Source organism: Methylobacterium nigriterrae (assembly GCF_037106235.1).
In the GTDB taxonomy this organism is placed as follows: domain Bacteria; phylum Pseudomonadota; class Alphaproteobacteria; order Rhizobiales; family Beijerinckiaceae; genus Methylobacterium; species Methylobacterium nigriterrae.
Map to the genome: position 1 here is coordinate 1 of NZ_JBAWTG010000499.1, position 574 is coordinate 574.

1 protein-coding gene is annotated in these 574 nt (G+C 67.8%); it reads right to left on the reverse strand.

What is annotated here, in order from left to right:
- The coding region (locus tag WDW90_RS37940; protein ID WP_336492851.1) for a Crp/Fnr family transcriptional regulator at positions 1 to 444 on the reverse strand (444 nt) is incomplete at its 3' end.
- Positions 445 to 574 lie beyond the last annotated feature (130 nt).

The following is a 574-nucleotide window of genomic DNA, read 5'->3' on the forward strand; positions in this document are numbered from 1 at the left end:
CTTGTAGCGCGTGTTGGCCAGGGCCGTGCCGGCGACCTGGACATTGAGGGACTGAACGTAGCGCAGCAGCAGCGCGTGCAGACCGGGACTGCTGCCGAGAACCTTGCGCAGGGCATCCGAGGACACACACCAGGCGTAACCCGTCGCCTGCACCCGATCTTCGTGCGGGGACCGATCCGTCCCGAACAGCACCGGTACGCCGACCAGGCCCTCGCGGCCGACGAGCGCCAGCTCGATCTGCTTGCCGTCGGCTGCTGTGACGATGTGGGAGAGGATCCCGTCCTCGATGAAGCAGACGCGCTCGATCGGCGTGTCGGGCTTGACCACAACCTCGCCCAGCCGGAGCGGCACGGTCATCAGGTGGGGCTGCAGCAGGGCGAAGTCCGCCTCGGGCAGCGCCTTCAGCAAGCGGTTGTGGCAGGCGCGCTGGATGGATGCGGGCACGATCCCGTCCTCACTGGGGCGGGAGCCATGAGCTGATCCTCCCCCGTTTTTGTGGACACGGAGGTTACGTTGCCCAGCGCTGCTCGGCCTGCTCAGGCGTACGGTACCCGAGGGCTGAGTGGAGGCGCTG